The 13335-nt window shown below is 46.5% G+C and carries 11 protein-coding genes and 1 tRNA gene; 6 read left to right on the top strand and 6 right to left on the bottom strand.

Annotated elements, in window-relative coordinates; all coding sequences use genetic code 11:
- Window positions 1–159 precede the first annotated feature (159 nt).
- Window positions 160–2658, bottom strand: a complete 2499-nt coding sequence (locus VM802_RS03475; protein ID WP_325528010.1) for a YfhO family protein — start codon at window positions 2656–2658, stop codon at window positions 160–162.
- Between the two features lie 347 nt (window positions 2659–3005).
- On the opposite strand from VM802_RS03475, the gene VM802_RS03470 reads away from it, so the two are divergent.
- The gene (locus VM802_RS03470) at window positions 3006–3812 is read left to right on the top strand and encodes a queuosine precursor transporter (RefSeq protein WP_325528008.1); all 807 of its coding nucleotides are present in this window, start codon (window positions 3006–3008) and stop codon (window positions 3810–3812) included.
- 139 nt (window positions 3813–3951) lie between these two features.
- On the opposite strand, the gene VM802_RS03465 is transcribed toward VM802_RS03470, so the two are convergent.
- Both VM802_RS03465 and VM802_RS03460 read right to left on the bottom strand, forming a co-directional pair.
- Window positions 3952–4404 carry an NUDIX hydrolase gene (locus VM802_RS03465; protein WP_325528006.1) on the bottom strand — a complete coding sequence of 151 codons (453 nt, stop codon included), beginning with the start codon at window positions 4402–4404 and terminating at the stop codon, window positions 3952–3954.
- Between the two features lie 50 nt (window positions 4405–4454).
- Window positions 4455–5393 (bottom strand): magnesium transporter CorA family protein, encoded by a 939-nt coding sequence (locus tag VM802_RS03460; protein WP_325528004.1) that lies wholly within the window; start codon window positions 5391–5393, stop codon window positions 4455–4457.
- A 91-nt stretch (window positions 5394–5484) separates the two neighbouring features.
- On the opposite strand from VM802_RS03460, the gene VM802_RS03455 reads away from it, so the two are divergent.
- The 3 genes from VM802_RS03455 to VM802_RS03445 are packed head-to-tail and all read left to right on the top strand — an operon-like array spanning window position 5485 to window position 8813.
- Window positions 5485–6975: a lipopolysaccharide biosynthesis protein gene (locus tag VM802_RS03455; protein ID WP_325528002.1), complete on the top strand. Its 1491-nt coding sequence runs from the start codon at window positions 5485–5487 to the stop codon at window positions 6973–6975.
- 27 nt (window positions 6976–7002) lie between these two features.
- On the top strand, window positions 7003–7710 hold the full coding sequence (locus VM802_RS03450; RefSeq protein WP_325528000.1) for a class I SAM-dependent methyltransferase: 708 nt from the start codon (window positions 7003–7005) through the stop codon (window positions 7708–7710).
- Window positions 7707–8813 carry a glycosyltransferase family 4 protein gene (locus VM802_RS03445; protein ID WP_325527999.1) on the top strand — a complete coding sequence of 369 codons (1107 nt, stop codon included), beginning with the start codon at window positions 7707–7709 and terminating at the stop codon, window positions 8811–8813. Before VM802_RS03450 ends, VM802_RS03445 begins: the two co-directional genes overlap by 4 nt.
- Before the next feature lie 134 nt (window positions 8814–8947).
- Here VM802_RS03445 and dapF read toward each other — a convergent pair whose 3' ends face one another.
- Together dapF and VM802_RS03435 are read right to left on the bottom strand one after the other, a co-directional pair.
- Complete coding sequence (dapF, locus tag VM802_RS03440) at window positions 8948–9733, bottom strand: diaminopimelate epimerase (RefSeq protein ID WP_325527997.1); 786 nt, start codon at window positions 9731–9733, stop codon at window positions 8948–8950.
- Window positions 9734–9828: 95 nt separating this feature from the next.
- Window positions 9829–10707, bottom strand: a complete 879-nt coding sequence (locus VM802_RS03435; RefSeq protein ID WP_325527995.1) for a nucleoside phosphorylase — start codon at window positions 10705–10707, stop codon at window positions 9829–9831.
- Window positions 10708–10894: 187 nt separating this feature from the next.
- Between VM802_RS03435 and VM802_RS03430 the strand changes: the two genes are divergently transcribed.
- Both VM802_RS03430 and VM802_RS03425 read left to right on the top strand, forming a co-directional pair.
- Window positions 10895–10965: transfer RNA gene (locus VM802_RS03430), tRNA-Cys, on the top strand.
- A 475-nt stretch (window positions 10966–11440) separates the two neighbouring features.
- Window positions 11441–11923, top strand: coding sequence for a GNAT family N-acetyltransferase (locus VM802_RS03425; protein ID WP_325527993.1), 483 nt, complete (start codon window positions 11441–11443; stop codon window positions 11921–11923).
- A 103-nt stretch (window positions 11924–12026) separates the two neighbouring features.
- Here the strand turns inward: VM802_RS03425 and VM802_RS03420 are convergent, their stop codons facing one another.
- Window positions 12027–13325, bottom strand: coding sequence for a Gfo/Idh/MocA family protein (locus VM802_RS03420; protein ID WP_325527991.1), 1299 nt, complete (start codon window positions 13323–13325; stop codon window positions 12027–12029).
- Between the last annotated feature and the right edge of the window lie 10 nt (window positions 13326–13335).

Genomic DNA, 13335 nt, shown 5'->3' with positions numbered 1-13335 from the left:
GGCATTAGCACATAATCTGCGTAAAAAGGCAGCTTAAAATGACTGAAGAATATTGATTTTTTAAGATTTTATCTCAAATTGATAAAATATATCGACAAAAAAGAAGAGGCTGCATCATTTATTTATGATACAGCCTCTTTTATTTTATACTATAACGTGTTAAACGTTACCAGCCTTTTTGCGCTGGTTGATGAATTCCCGGATGAATGCCGCGGCTGCAAGCAACAGCAGCAGGGCAGAGGAAATGCCTGAGATCCTTTGTCCTTTGTAGAAAGTAGCAGGAGCGAAGGTCATTTCTATCTTGTGTTGCCCGGCCGGTATTTTGAGAGCACGCAGCGCATAGTCAACGCGGATGATGTCTGCGGGCTTGCCATCAATGGCGGCTGTCCAGCCTGCGGGGTAGTATATTTCAGAGAACACACCCAGGCCTTCCTGGCTGTTGCTGGAGGTATATTCCAGTTTGTTCAGGCCGTATTTGGTGAGCCTGATACTGGCGCTGCTGTCGTTACCTGGTCTGAAACCATTGCCTACATGACCTTCAAAGCGTTTGTCTATTACAACAGAATCTTTGTTGTTGAGGTAGTCCAGCGTTTTCATTTCGGTATTGGCATCCGGCGCCCATACGATACCCTTCACAAACCAGGCATTACCGTTATTATCAGGATTGCGCTGCGCAACAGGCAGGTTGGTTTTCTGATCAGGAACGATAATGTATTTGGTGTTGAGCATATTCAACACCTTGATATTGTTCTTTGCAATCTGGTGTGAGATAAGATCCTGGTAGATCCACAATTTGGCGGGACTGTAACCACCGATGTTCTTGTGGAAATAGGAGGGCGCTGCATTATCAAACGGGGCCACGGTCAGGTTGAGTACACGGTAATACGGATCAGTGTCCTGGAGGATCTGGAGGTCAGCCTGTGAGGGTGTGAGCTGTCCCATGAAGTTGGCTTCATCCATGAAGCTGTCGCCGTTGAGATAGTTTTTATCTACCTGTACCAGATCTACGGTAACGGCAACAGCGAGGATAATGCCTGCCGCCTGCCATTTCAGTTTACCCTGGATATACGCCCATATAGCGCCTGCAGCGATCGCAACAAATACCAGCGAACGGATACTGTCCTTCAGCAGCAGCGAGCTGCGGTCTTTCTCTATAGCACGCATTACAAGTTTACCATTTTCTTCTCCGCCCATCATCTGCGAAAACATTTGCAAAACACCTGCATCGCCTGGACCAGTAAAGGAATAAACGAAACTGCCAATAATACCTACAACTATAATAAGCCCGCCGGTGATATACGTGGCATTCTTCAGTTTTTTCAGTAATTCCTCTTTGGTATGCTTACCATTCACTACTTCCTGTAATGCCCAACAGGCAAGGATCACGAAGGTGAGTGAGGGCAATACGAGCGCCTGGGCAGGAGCACGGAATTTGTTGTATAGAGGCAGATGATAGAAAAGGAAATCGTTGATAAAAGAGAGGTTCTTACCCCATGCGAGTATGGTACCAATAACTGTGACGGCGAGCAGCCACCACTTATGCCAGCTGCTGACCAACAGTAACGATAATATAAAAAGGAAGCAGATGATGGCGCCTACGTATACAGGACCCGATGTACCCTTGGCCTGTGCGCCGTAATATAGCGGGAAGCGGCCCTGATCCATATATTGCTCTGCCTGTGCCGCAGGCACGCCCATGGCTACCAGCTGTTCATATACGTGTGAGCCGGTGCCCAGTTTCTGGGAAGAGGAGTTACCAGCAAAGCCAGGAATCAGCATAGTGAAGGTTTCCATAGTACCGTAGCTCCAGTCGAATGCATAGCCTATTTCAAGACCGGTAGATTTCTTCTGGGTAACATCCTCCTGGTCAAGCGTCAGTTCAGATTTGCTGCCACGCATGGTGTAATCAGCATATTCTTTGGTGATCAGTAGCGTATCGATGGAAGGCAGTACCGCCAGTATACCGGCAATACCCAGCAATACAGACGCTTTGAAGAACTGTGGCAGCGTCTTTTCTTTATAAGAATGTACAAATGCGGCCGCAACAAGACACAGCACCATGATCAGTGTATAGTAAATCATCTGCAGGTGGTTGTTGTATACCAGCACACCGGTAGCCAGCGCAGTGAGCGCAGCGCCGGTGATCAGTTTGCCGCGGTAGGTGAGGATAATCCCTGCCAGTACAGCCGGCATCACCGCGATGTCCCACATTTTGGTAACATGGCCTACATCTATGAGAATCACGTTATAGGAACAGAAAGCAAAAGCAATGGCCCCCAGGATACGTATCCAGTATTTGAAGTCCAGTATGCAGGCAAGGAGATACATGCATATCATGGCCATGAACAACATATTCACAGGATCTGGCAGGAAGAGGGTGAGCACATGGTTCATGTATGCCAGCTTGTTGGAGCCGGGACCGGTATACACCACGTATGTAGGCATTCCGGAAAACATACTGTTAGACCATAATGGGTTCTCACCGGTTTTTTCATAAAAGTCCTTCGCTTCTTTAGCCATTCCCTTTACGTTCATCATGTCGCTTTGGTTTACTATCTTGCCTTCTAATACGGGAGAACAGTAAACCGTCGCCAGCAATATGAAAATGCCAATTGCTGCAAGATGTGGAAGAATGGCTTTTAGCCAGTTTTGCTTCATCGGATATTTTTAATTTAGTTATTATTAAAGAAACAAAAATAAATGTAATTTATTCTAAATTTCAACATGCGCTGGATCCGATTTGTGTTAAAATTTGCATTTATATGCAATCTGTGTTTTATTATAGGAGAATTGCTGCGCATTATAGCCTATGATCATGCCTGGGATGCTATGATAAATCATATCGTTGTACTTGGCCTGGGGGTGGCCTTCCCGCTGAATTTGCTGGTTTGTGTGATTACGGGCATACTGCTCCTGCTAAAGAAAATAACATGGAAAGCATTGCCGCCATGGTTATATTTGCTCAATATAGCTATCCTTATATTTCAACTTATAGTTAATTACTGATGATTAAGAATCTGTTGAACGACAAGCCCACCAAGCTTTTTATGATATTTGCCTGCTTCTTTGTGGCAAACGCACTGATCGCAGAATGCATCGGCGGCAAACTATTCTCCCTGGAACAATTGCTGGGACTGCCCGTACACCACTTTACCCTCTTTGGTCAGAGCGGACTGGCATATACGCTCACGGCAGGCGTGTTGTTATGGCCACTGGAATTTGTAATGACAGATATTGTCAATGAATACTTCGGGCCAAAAGCGGTGCGCCGCATCTCTTACATTGCAGTGGCGCTGATCTCTTACGCCTTCATCATGTTCTTCGTGGCTATGAAAGTGCCGGCAGACAACTGGTGGCTGGGAAGTAAGGCAGATCAGGGCATCCCCAATATGCAGACCGCTTTCGAAAGCATCTTCGGGCAGGGTATGTGGATCATACTTGGCAGCCTCACCGCTTTCCTTGTAAGCCAGATTGTAGACGTAACTGTATTTCACCGCATCAAGAGAAGCACCGGTGAAAAGCATGTATGGCTGAGAGCCACAGGGTCAACAGTGGTATCGCAGCTGGTAGATAGCTTCATCGTATTGTACATTGCCTTCAAACTCGGAAACAACTGGAGCTGGCAGCGTGTGCTGGCTATCTGCCTTGTCAACTACAGCTATAAATTCGTAGTGGCGGTGGCGTTAACACCGCTGATCTACCTGCTGGAGAACCGCATTGAACGCTACCTGGGCCATGAAACTGCTGCACGTATGAAAGCTGCGGCCATGGGAAAGGAACATCCGCTTGAAGAGCCAGTTCCTAATATTTAGAGATTTGGGGATTATTTGATTTTGGAATTTTTAAATACAACGAAAATAGATAATTGTTATTCGATATAAGCATAACAGCACATAATCTCCACTGTATTTAAAAATTCCAAAATCAAATAATCCCCAAATCCCTAAATATTCAGTATTTCTTTTTTACCATATCTGCGACCACTTTATCAATAGGTAAGGTAACAGCGGCAGCGGAGAAGTCGGCCCAGTCTATCCAGCGGGCGCGTTCCATTTCTGATACACCTTCCGGTACTGTGAAATCAAATGGTGTGCTGATCAGCTGCACTGTCAAAGGAGAGCGGGCTTCTACCAGGTAGTATATAGAGATGATCTGTGTTTCATTATCGAAGGCAGAGATCTGGAAGAAGTCGGTGGTGTAGATATGTTCCGCCACCGTTATATCCTGGCCCAGCTCTTCCTGCCATTCACGTACAATGCACTCCAGTGTGCCCTCCCCGAATTCGAGGCCGCCGCCGGGAAATTTGGTGTAATAACCACCGCGGATGTATTCGTCGCTTACCAGCACCTGTTTCTTTTCATTGAACATGATGCCGTAAACCCTTACGTTGAATCCTGTTTGCATATCAGTCAGTATGGATGTCTGGTGTAAATATATAATTTAGGAAGAACTAATCAGAACCATTTCTTCTTCATAAAATACATACTGATAATAACAGAAATAACGATGGAGAGAATGATGGGAATGTAGAAAGCATGAAGGGTGTGCTGGTAGGGAATATCCACGTTCATACCGTAAATAGATGCCACCAGCATAGGGAAGCTGAGCACAATGGTGATGGAGGTAAGACGCTTCATCACTACGTTAAGGTTGTTGGAAATGATGCTGGCAAAGGCATCCATTGTACTGCTGAGAATGTTGGTATAGATGTTTGCCATTTCAAGCGCCTGCGAAGTATCTACGATCAGGTCATTCAGGAACTCCTTCTCATCTTCATTCAGGGCGAGCGCGTTGGTGCGTGCCAGTTTCATCAGGAGCAGTTCATTACTGCGCAGCGCGGTAACAATATACACCAGGCTTTTCTGGATACGCATGATGGCCAGCAGTTCTTCGTTTCTGTTGGACAGGTAAAGCTGTTGCTCCAGCAGGTTCCTGCGCTGGTTGATCTCTTTCAGGTGATCCAGGAAATTGAGTACAATCTTCTCAAATATCTTCAGCACCATCATATTACGCTTTTCGGGAGAGCGGTTATGAAAGGTAGTGAGGAAGCGTTTGATAGCCTGGTTATCGAAAGAGTTAACGGTGATGATCTGGTTGTGTGTAAGAATGATCACAATAGGGATCGTGATATAGTAGGCTTCACTCTCGTTGATGGAATTGTTTTCTGTGGGCGTTTTGATAACAATGAGCTTAACATTGTCTTCCAGCTCATAGCGGGAACGCTCGTCAATATCCAGTGAGTCGGTGAGGAAGTCCAGTGGGATATCCAGCTTTTCTGACAGTTCTTCAAACTCTGCCTGCTTTAGCGGCGGGGTAATATTCACCCATGCACCGTTTTCCGGCTCCTTGATCTCTACGGTCGCGGAATTGATATTAACGAAATACTGGATCATCGGGCGCAAATGTACTTAAATTGTTGAATTGTGTTAGCTTTTGGCGTAATATTGTGCCTGTTAATCAGGTTAAATAATTCTTACGCGATAAATGGGAGTAGTAAAACATCAGAGTCTGAAATCCTCTATACTGATATATGTCGGATTTGCCATCGGAGGAATCAATACCCTCTTACTGTTCCCTAACTTCTTTACCAGCGCCGAGTTCGGACTTACACGCATTATGATGGATCTGGGTATTATCCTGGTACCATTCTGTACTTTCAGCACAGGCACGATGGTAAACAGGTTTTATCCTTACTACGCTTCACATCTCCCTAAAAAAGACAACGACCTGGCGGGCTGGGTGCTGTTGGCCAGCATACTGGGGTTCCTGCTGTTTGTAGCAGGTACCTTTATATTCAAAGGGCTTATTATCCGGAAGTTCGGCACCAATTCTCCTTTGTTCATCGATTACTTCTATCTGCTGTATCCTTTTGTATTGGGGATGGTGCTTTATTCCGTCTTTGAATCCTATAGCTGGTCGAGGCATGAAACCGTGATGCCCAATTCCCTGAAAGAGATAGGTACGCGCCTGTTTACTATGCTGCTGATCGGGCTTTACATTGCAAAACTGCTTACATTTACCGGATTCATGTGGTGGTTCAGCCTGTCTTATGTACTGGCGCTGTTTGCCCTGCTGATATATCTCCGGAAGAAAAACCTGTTAGACATCACCTTCAAATTAAGTAAGGTAACCCGTCGTCTCTTCAAACGAATGGTGGTCTATTCCCTGTCTATCATGGGGGCGACTATCTGTGTGCTGGTGGCTCAGAATATAGATGCACTGATCATCTCCAGCTTCAAAGGATTGGACCAGGCGGCACACCTCGCCATTGCAACGTATATGGCTACACTGATACAGGTACCGCAGCGGAGTATCGCCGGTATTGCCACACCGGTGATGGCGCAATCATGGAAGGATAAGAATATTGCCAAAATAGAAGAGATTTATCAGAAGTCGGCACTGCTGCAACTGGTAGCCGCATTATTCATCTTCCTGTGTATCTGGTTGAATATCGATAATATTTACCGGATCATGCCGATGGAATTTGCTGCTGCAAAATATGTTGTATTGATGCTGGGCATCTCCAAGGTAATTGATATGGGCACCGGCGTAAACCAACAGCTGATTGGCACTTCACGTTACTGGCGTTTTGAATTGACCAGCTCCATTATACTGGCTGCTCTGTCTATCCCGCTCAATTATTTCCTCATAAAAAAACACGGTATCATCGGCTCTGGTTATTCCAGCCTGATTTCCATGTTCGTATTCAATACCATCCGTTATTTTTTCATCTGGAAAAGGTTTGGCCTGCAACCATTCTCCTTCAATACACTGAAAGCGCTCGCCATTGCCCTGCTGGCATACGGCCTCTGCCTGCTGATACCGTCTACCGGTAACGTATATGCAGATATTCTGATCGACAGCTCCGTTTTCGCCGTCCTGTTTGGAAGTGGCATACTTGTCACAAAAGTGTCTATGGATATTAACTCTACTTTTATTATCTTGTTAAACAGATTAGTGAAGAGGAAAACCTAAGTTAATAACCATAACCATATTTAGTAAATGAGCGAAGCGAGAGAGGCCGGCGTTGTCCGGTTGAAACCCGGTATTTTTAATACCAGAAGACACTATCTTATCCAGCTGAGGAAACAAATCGAAAAGGTGTTAGAGCAGTTTGTGAAGCCAATGAAAGACCAGGTACAGATAGCAGATTACGGTTGCGGAAATATGCCGTATGAGCCACTGGTAGCGCCGTATACCGAGCGTTACATCGGCATCGATCTGTCAGAGAATCCCAGGGCAGAGATCCATATTGATCCTGAAGGAAGGATCGCTATGCCTGATAACCAGGTAGACTTTGTGCTGTCTACACAGGTACTGGAACATGTGGAGAATCCTATTTTCTACCTGGAAGAAGCCCTGCGCATACTGAAGCCGGGAGGAAAGCTCATCATCAGCACACACGGCTACTGGATGTTTCACCCGGACCCTACCGACTACTGGCGATGGACATCCACCGGCTTAAAAAAGATTATTACGGAAAGAGGTTTTGAAATAAAATATTTCCGTGGTATTATTGGCAGAGCAGCAACCGGGCTGCAGTTGTTCCAGGATGGGTTCCTGTTCAAAGTTCCCGGTGCCATGCGCGGTCTGCTGGCTATTATTTTTCAGCCGCTGATCTTTTTCTTCGATAAAACTACTTCTCAGTCGAGCAAGGATAAGGACGCAGGAACCTTTGTGATTGTGGCTGAGAAAAAAACGACATCATGACCAAACAACTTTGTATTGCGAGTCCTAACCTTGTAGCCTATTCTGAAACATTCATCAAAGACCAGGTAACCTACCTTGAGCCGGAAATACTGATCTATCAGGGCAATTACCCTGTAGCATCAAGAGAGGAAGACTGGCAGCTGTCTTTCCCGTTCAATTTTCATATAGCCAGAGGTGTTAGTAAGCGGCTGGCTCCCGGTATATTCCATAATGCCTATACGAATTCACTGGCCGCCTATCTGAAGCGCAGGAATATCAACACGCTGCTGGCCAATTACGGCACAGTAGGGTCATCCGTAGCAGATGCGTGCGCGAAGGCAGGTGTAAAGCTGGTGGTACACTACCACGGCTTTGATGCATACGAATACGCAACACTCGATAAATACAAAGCAGCTTACCAGCATATGTTCCGCCTCGCGCACACAGTTGTGGCGGTTTCCACGGAGATGCGGCAGCAGCTGATCTCACTGGGCGCGCCGGAAGAAAAAGTAAAATTCATTCCTTACGGGATTAACTTACAGCGCTTCACCGTGACGGACCCCTCCCGCAACGGTCCGGTACTCGTGAATGTAGGCCGCTTCACGCCCAAGAAAGCTCCTGACCTGCTGATACGTGCATTCAAAATTGCACATGATGCCATCCCGGAAGCAGAGCTGAGAATGATAGGAGCGGGGGAGATGCATGAATCATGCAAACAACTGGCAGCAGAATTGGGTCTCAGTGATGCCATTAAGTTCCTGGGGATACAATCCAGGGAAGAGATCGTAGCGCACCTGCATAGTGCGCGCATGTATGTGCAGCATTCGCTGCGGCCTGCCAGTGGCGATTCTGAGGGCACACCGTTAAGCATCCTGGAAGCCAGCGCCTGCGGACTGCCGGTAGTAAGCACACGGCACGCTGGTATTAAAGATGCCATTAAAGAAGAAGAAAGCGGATTGCTGGTTGATGAAGGCGATTATGAAGAAATGGGCAAAGCGATGATCACCCTGTTGAAAGATCCTGCCAGATGCAAACAAATGGGGGAAGCAGGATTCAGGCATATTTCGGCCCATTATAATTTTCAGCAGCAGGCGGCTGAACTGAAGACGGTTCTTCTCCGATAGTGAGATCTGGTTATTTTTTTATTTAGTTATTTGGTTATTTGGTTATTTGAAATGCAGCGAAGATTAAAGTTTGTTTTGTTAAATATTAATCTTCGCTGCATTTCAAATAACCAAATAACTAAATAAGAAAATAACTAAATCTTGATATCTCCCTCAAACACGAGTGTGGCTGGGCCACAGAGCCAGATGTTTTCGAAAGAACGTTCACCTGTTTTGGTGAATTTCACTTCCAGCTGGCCCCCCAGTGTTTGTACCGGTATAACATATTCTTTCTCTTCCTTGCCGGCAAATGTAAGCGCAGCGGCGGTTACGCCGGTACCGCAAGAGTAGGTCTCATCTTCCACACCTCTTTCGTAGGTACGTACAAAGATGCCATTCTCAAAGGGCTGTACGAAGTTCACATTGGTACCTTCAGCCGCAAAGCGTTCATTGTAGCGGATCTGGCGGCCTTCGTTGAATACATCTACTGCCTGTACATCGTCTACATATTTTACAAAATGGGGGGAGCCGGTGTTGAGGTAATAGTATAAGGGGCCTTGCTCCACATAGTCTACATCCTGCATTTTCAGGTTCACCCAGCTATCGCCGTCAAGTGTGGCTGCGTGCTCACCATCAACAGCAATGAAGTAGAGGTTACCATCCCCAACGCCCATTTTGTTGGCAAAGGCTACGAGGCATCTGCCACCATTGCCGCACATGGTACCTTCACGTCCGTCGGCATTGTAGTATTTCATGGCGAAGTCGTAGTCTTCGCTTTTATTGAGGAGCATGAGGCCATCAGCACCGATGCCGAAGCGGCGGTCGCACAGCTCGTTGACCATTTCATCTGTAAGCCAGTTGTATTGTCCTTCCCGGTTGTCAAGAATCACAAAGTCGTTGCCGGTACCCTGGTATTTATAAAAGTGGATGCTATTGTTCATACAACAAAGATAACAGTGATTTTTATTTTTTCTCGCAAAGCAGCGTAAGGAGCAATCATTCGCTCTTTACTCCTTACGCTGCTTTGCGGAAAATATTACAGTACGCTTATAATGCCGAGTGCTTTTGTGATCAGCGCTTCTACTGCGGCGTTGCCGTCTTTGCTGAATTGTTTGGCAATGCGGTTGGCAACGATGGTGCTGATGGAGAGGCATTGGTGACCAAGTACGCGGCCCATGCCGTAGATACCGGATGTTTCCATTTCGAAGTTGGTGATGCGGTGCCCTTCGTAGGAGAAGCCGGTGAGATGATCGATCAGGTCCGGATTAGCGAGTTGGCCGCGGAGTGTTCGTCCCTGAGGTCCGTAGAAGCCGGGGCAGGTAACAGTGATGCCTGTATGAAAGCCGTCTCTGAAGTGATTGTGCAAGCCTTCTGCGCAGGCAAAGATGCTGGGATTGGCGCCGCCGGGCTGGAGGAGTACCTGTCCGCGGAAGGCCTCCAGCAGTTGTTTTTCGGTAGCAGTGTTCTCGAAAGCATAGTAGGCCATGAGGTTATCGAGGCCAAGACCATGAGAAGACACTACGAAGCTGTCTACGGGGATGCTTTCCTGCAATGCGCCGGAAGTACCGAGGCGGATGATCTGCAGGGAAGTAAGATCTTGTTTGGCGGTCCTGGTCTCAAAATCGATGTTTACCAGCGCATCCAGTTCATTGAGCACAATGTCGATATTGTCTGTGCCGATGCCGGTGGAAACCACTGACAGGCGTTTATTGCCGATATATCCGGTATGGGTTACAAATTCACGATGCTGGAATTTGCTTTCAATTTTATCGAAACGTTTACTGATCAAAGCCACACGGTCAGGATCACCTACGGTGATGATGGTATGGGCGAGTTCTTCCGGTCTTACATCCAGGTGATATACCGCTCCGCGGCTGTTGAGGATCAATTCTGATTCAGCAATTCTGGTATCCATTTGTATTTTATTTTATTTTCACGATGCAACATTCCTTGTTCGAGCCTCAATATTCAGTTCTTCTATACTATTATCAAAATATTTTTTCAGATATTTTTTAAATAATATTTGGTGAATATCAGATTTTTACTACTTTTGCAATCCCACAAAACGACGTGATGTCCGCTGTGGGTAAGCAATCTAACAAGGTTCCGTGGCCGAGTGGCTAGGCAGAGGTCTGCAAAACCTCGTACAGCGGTTCGAATCCGCTCGGAACCTCAGAAATGGGAAAGTAAGAAAGCCGCTGGTCTACAGCGGCTTTTATTTTTTGTCTGTATACCTTCTCCGGCTACCCCCTCAAACCCCGTATCTGCATCAAGTCCACATCAAGTCCACGTTAAGTCCGTATTTGCTTCGATATTACTGTACTATACATTCGATATTACTATACTATCCAGGCTGTTACTGAAGGAAGCTGCAACGGGGTAATGACATGTCCTGAAGCTGAAATAATCTTCATATAAAACATTTTCTGGCCGTATCAACTAGTAGCCGGTATAATGGAATAAGCCACCGGCGCTGTATTTAGCCCGGTAAAACAGACTTTGAAAAGATTGGTTTTTTATGAAGTAAATGTTGTAAATTGCTTACCCCGCAAAAGTTTAGGGCCGCCCAGGCTTGTCGTAAGATGATCCCTGACAGGTTCCTTATCCGGAAGACTTTTGGGTTTTTGATAATTAAATTAGAAGTGGTGATGACAGAGATCATTAAAGTAACCGCCGAAGATACCGGAAGCCTTGAACAGGTAAAACTCCTTTTCAGAGAATATGCCAACTGGTTAAATGTTGACCTGAGCTTTCAACAGTTTGAAGAAGAACTGGCGCATCTCCCAGGACCATATGCAGCCCCAACGGGCGCCCTGTTTCTCGCTAAAGAAGATGGACAAAATGCCGGCTGTGTGGCACTAAGATCATTTGATAACAGTACCGCAGAATTAAAACGGCTCTTTGTGAAAGATACCTTCAAAGGACATGGTGTAGGTAAGGCCCTTGCTGCCGCTGCTATTGCAGAAAGCAAAGTGCTTGGCTATAAACGCATAGTGCTGGATACATTGGCTCATATGCGCCCGGCTATAGAACTATACACCTCCCTGGGCTTCCAGGAGATAGCTGCCTATTACGATAACCCTATCAGCAGCGCAGTATACCTGTCGCTGAATATAGAAAAGGCATCGTAGTATTTTGTTATGTAGCTATTTTTTTATGTAGTTATTTAAGTACTTAAGAGGATTATCTGCAGTACTTAAATAACTACATAAAAAATAGCTACATCAACAAATATCACGGCATTTTATAGCCATTATGATAGGCAGCTGCCAGTAGTTTGTTGGCATCGCTGTCTGTGAACTTGTTTTTGTTGTTGTCCCAGTAAACCTTTTTACCGGTACGGTAAGCTATATTTCCCATTTGCGATACAGTGGCCACCAGTGCACCTGCCTGAATAGGCGTATGTATATTGTTGAAATTGCGGGAACGAATTGTCTCCGCAAAGTTGGTGGTATGCAGATCCAGTCCGTTATCGGATGCTTTCTGCAGCGGTACCGCTTCCATGCGGCCTTTTTCCGGTATTACTTCCCAGCCTCCGCGGTTTAGTACCAGCGTGCCATTGTTGCCAATGAATGCAATACCATGATCGCGGTTATAAGGGCCATCATCGATGCCCTGCGCTTGTTCCCACTGGATGTTAAAGCCATTGAACTCAAACACTGTGGTGAGTGTATCCGGTGTTTCAGCGGCTGCATCGGGGTAAGCAAACTTACCACCTGCGGCCATTACTGCCACTGGTGTCTGCGCTTTCATACCCAGCAGCGCGAAGTCCAGTAAATGGACGCCCCAGTCGGTCATCAGGCCACCTGCATAATCCCAGAACCAGCGGAAATTGAAATGAAACCTGTTTTCGTTGAAAGGGCGGGTAGTAGCAGGGCCAAGCCATGCTTTATAGTCAACACCCGGAGGTGGTGTGGAATCTGGTTTGGTGGGCACAGACTTCATCCATCCCATATAGGCCCATGTTTTTACCAGTCTGATCTGACCTAATTTTCCTGAATACACGAAATCAATAGCATCTTTAAAATGCTGCATGCTACGTTGCCACTGACCTACCTGCACCACGCGGTTATACCGTTTCTGGGCAGCTACCATAGCGGCGCATTCAGCAATGGAATTGCCGACAGGCTTCTCGATATAAACGTCCTTGCCGGCAGCGCAGGCATCTGTCATCTGAAGGCAATGCCAGTGATCCGGGGTACCGATGATCACCGCATCGATGCTTTTATCTTCCAGCAACTTACGGTAATCACTATACGTTTTTACAGGCATGCCTCTCTTTTCCAGCTCAGCAGCCCGTTTATTCAGCACGTTGCTGTCGACGTCGCAGAGGGCTACACATTGTACGCCGGGATTCTTCAGCATGGAAGTGAGGTCTGACCAGCCCATGCCATTAATGCCGATAGCGGCTATATTAATCCTGTCGCTGGCTGCTACGGCAGCGCGCACAGTGGCTGGCAGGGATGACACCAGGCCTGCGCCGGCTGCCAGCGCGGAGGCAGACCGGATGAAATTTCTACGTGAACGATACATGTAATAAAAC

Source organism: Chitinophaga sp. (assembly GCF_035538455.1).
Taxonomy (GTDB): Bacteria; Bacteroidota; Bacteroidia; order Chitinophagales; family Chitinophagaceae; genus Chitinophaga.
This window is presented reverse-complemented; position numbering and strand designations above follow the sequence as displayed.

Excerpts from the sequence above, each read along its gene's own strand:
- VM802_RS03475 (WP_325528010.1), bottom strand. The coding sequence starts at position 2,658 with ATGAAGCAAAACTGGCTAAAAGCCATTCTTCCACATCTTGCAGCAATT.
- VM802_RS03420 (WP_325527991.1), bottom strand. The coding sequence starts at position 13,325 with ATGTATCGTTCACGTAGAAATTTCATCCGGTCTGCCTCCGCGCTGGCA.
- VM802_RS03450 (WP_325528000.1), top strand. The coding sequence starts at position 7,003 with ATGAGCGAAGCGAGAGAGGCCGGCGTTGTCCGGTTGAAACCCGGTATT.
- VM802_RS03455 (WP_325528002.1), top strand. The coding sequence starts at position 5,485 with ATGGGAGTAGTAAAACATCAGAGTCTGAAATCCTCTATACTGATATAT.
- VM802_RS03470 (WP_325528008.1), top strand. The coding sequence starts at position 3,006 with ATGATTAAGAATCTGTTGAACGACAAGCCCACCAAGCTTTTTATGATA.
- VM802_RS03460 (WP_325528004.1), bottom strand. The coding sequence starts at position 5,393 with ATGATCCAGTATTTCGTTAATATCAATTCCGCGACCGTAGAGATCAAG.
- VM802_RS03445 (WP_325527999.1), top strand. The coding sequence starts at position 7,707 with ATGACCAAACAACTTTGTATTGCGAGTCCTAACCTTGTAGCCTATTCT.
- dapF (WP_325527997.1), bottom strand. The coding sequence starts at position 9,733 with ATGAACAATAGCATCCACTTTTATAAATACCAGGGTACCGGCAACGAC.
- VM802_RS03425 (WP_325527993.1), top strand. The coding sequence starts at position 11,441 with ATGACAGAGATCATTAAAGTAACCGCCGAAGATACCGGAAGCCTTGAA.
- VM802_RS03435 (WP_325527995.1), bottom strand. The coding sequence starts at position 10,707 with ATGGATACCAGAATTGCTGAATCAGAATTGATCCTCAACAGCCGCGGA.
- VM802_RS03465 (WP_325528006.1), bottom strand. The coding sequence starts at position 4,404 with ATGCAAACAGGATTCAACGTAAGGGTTTACGGCATCATGTTCAATGAA.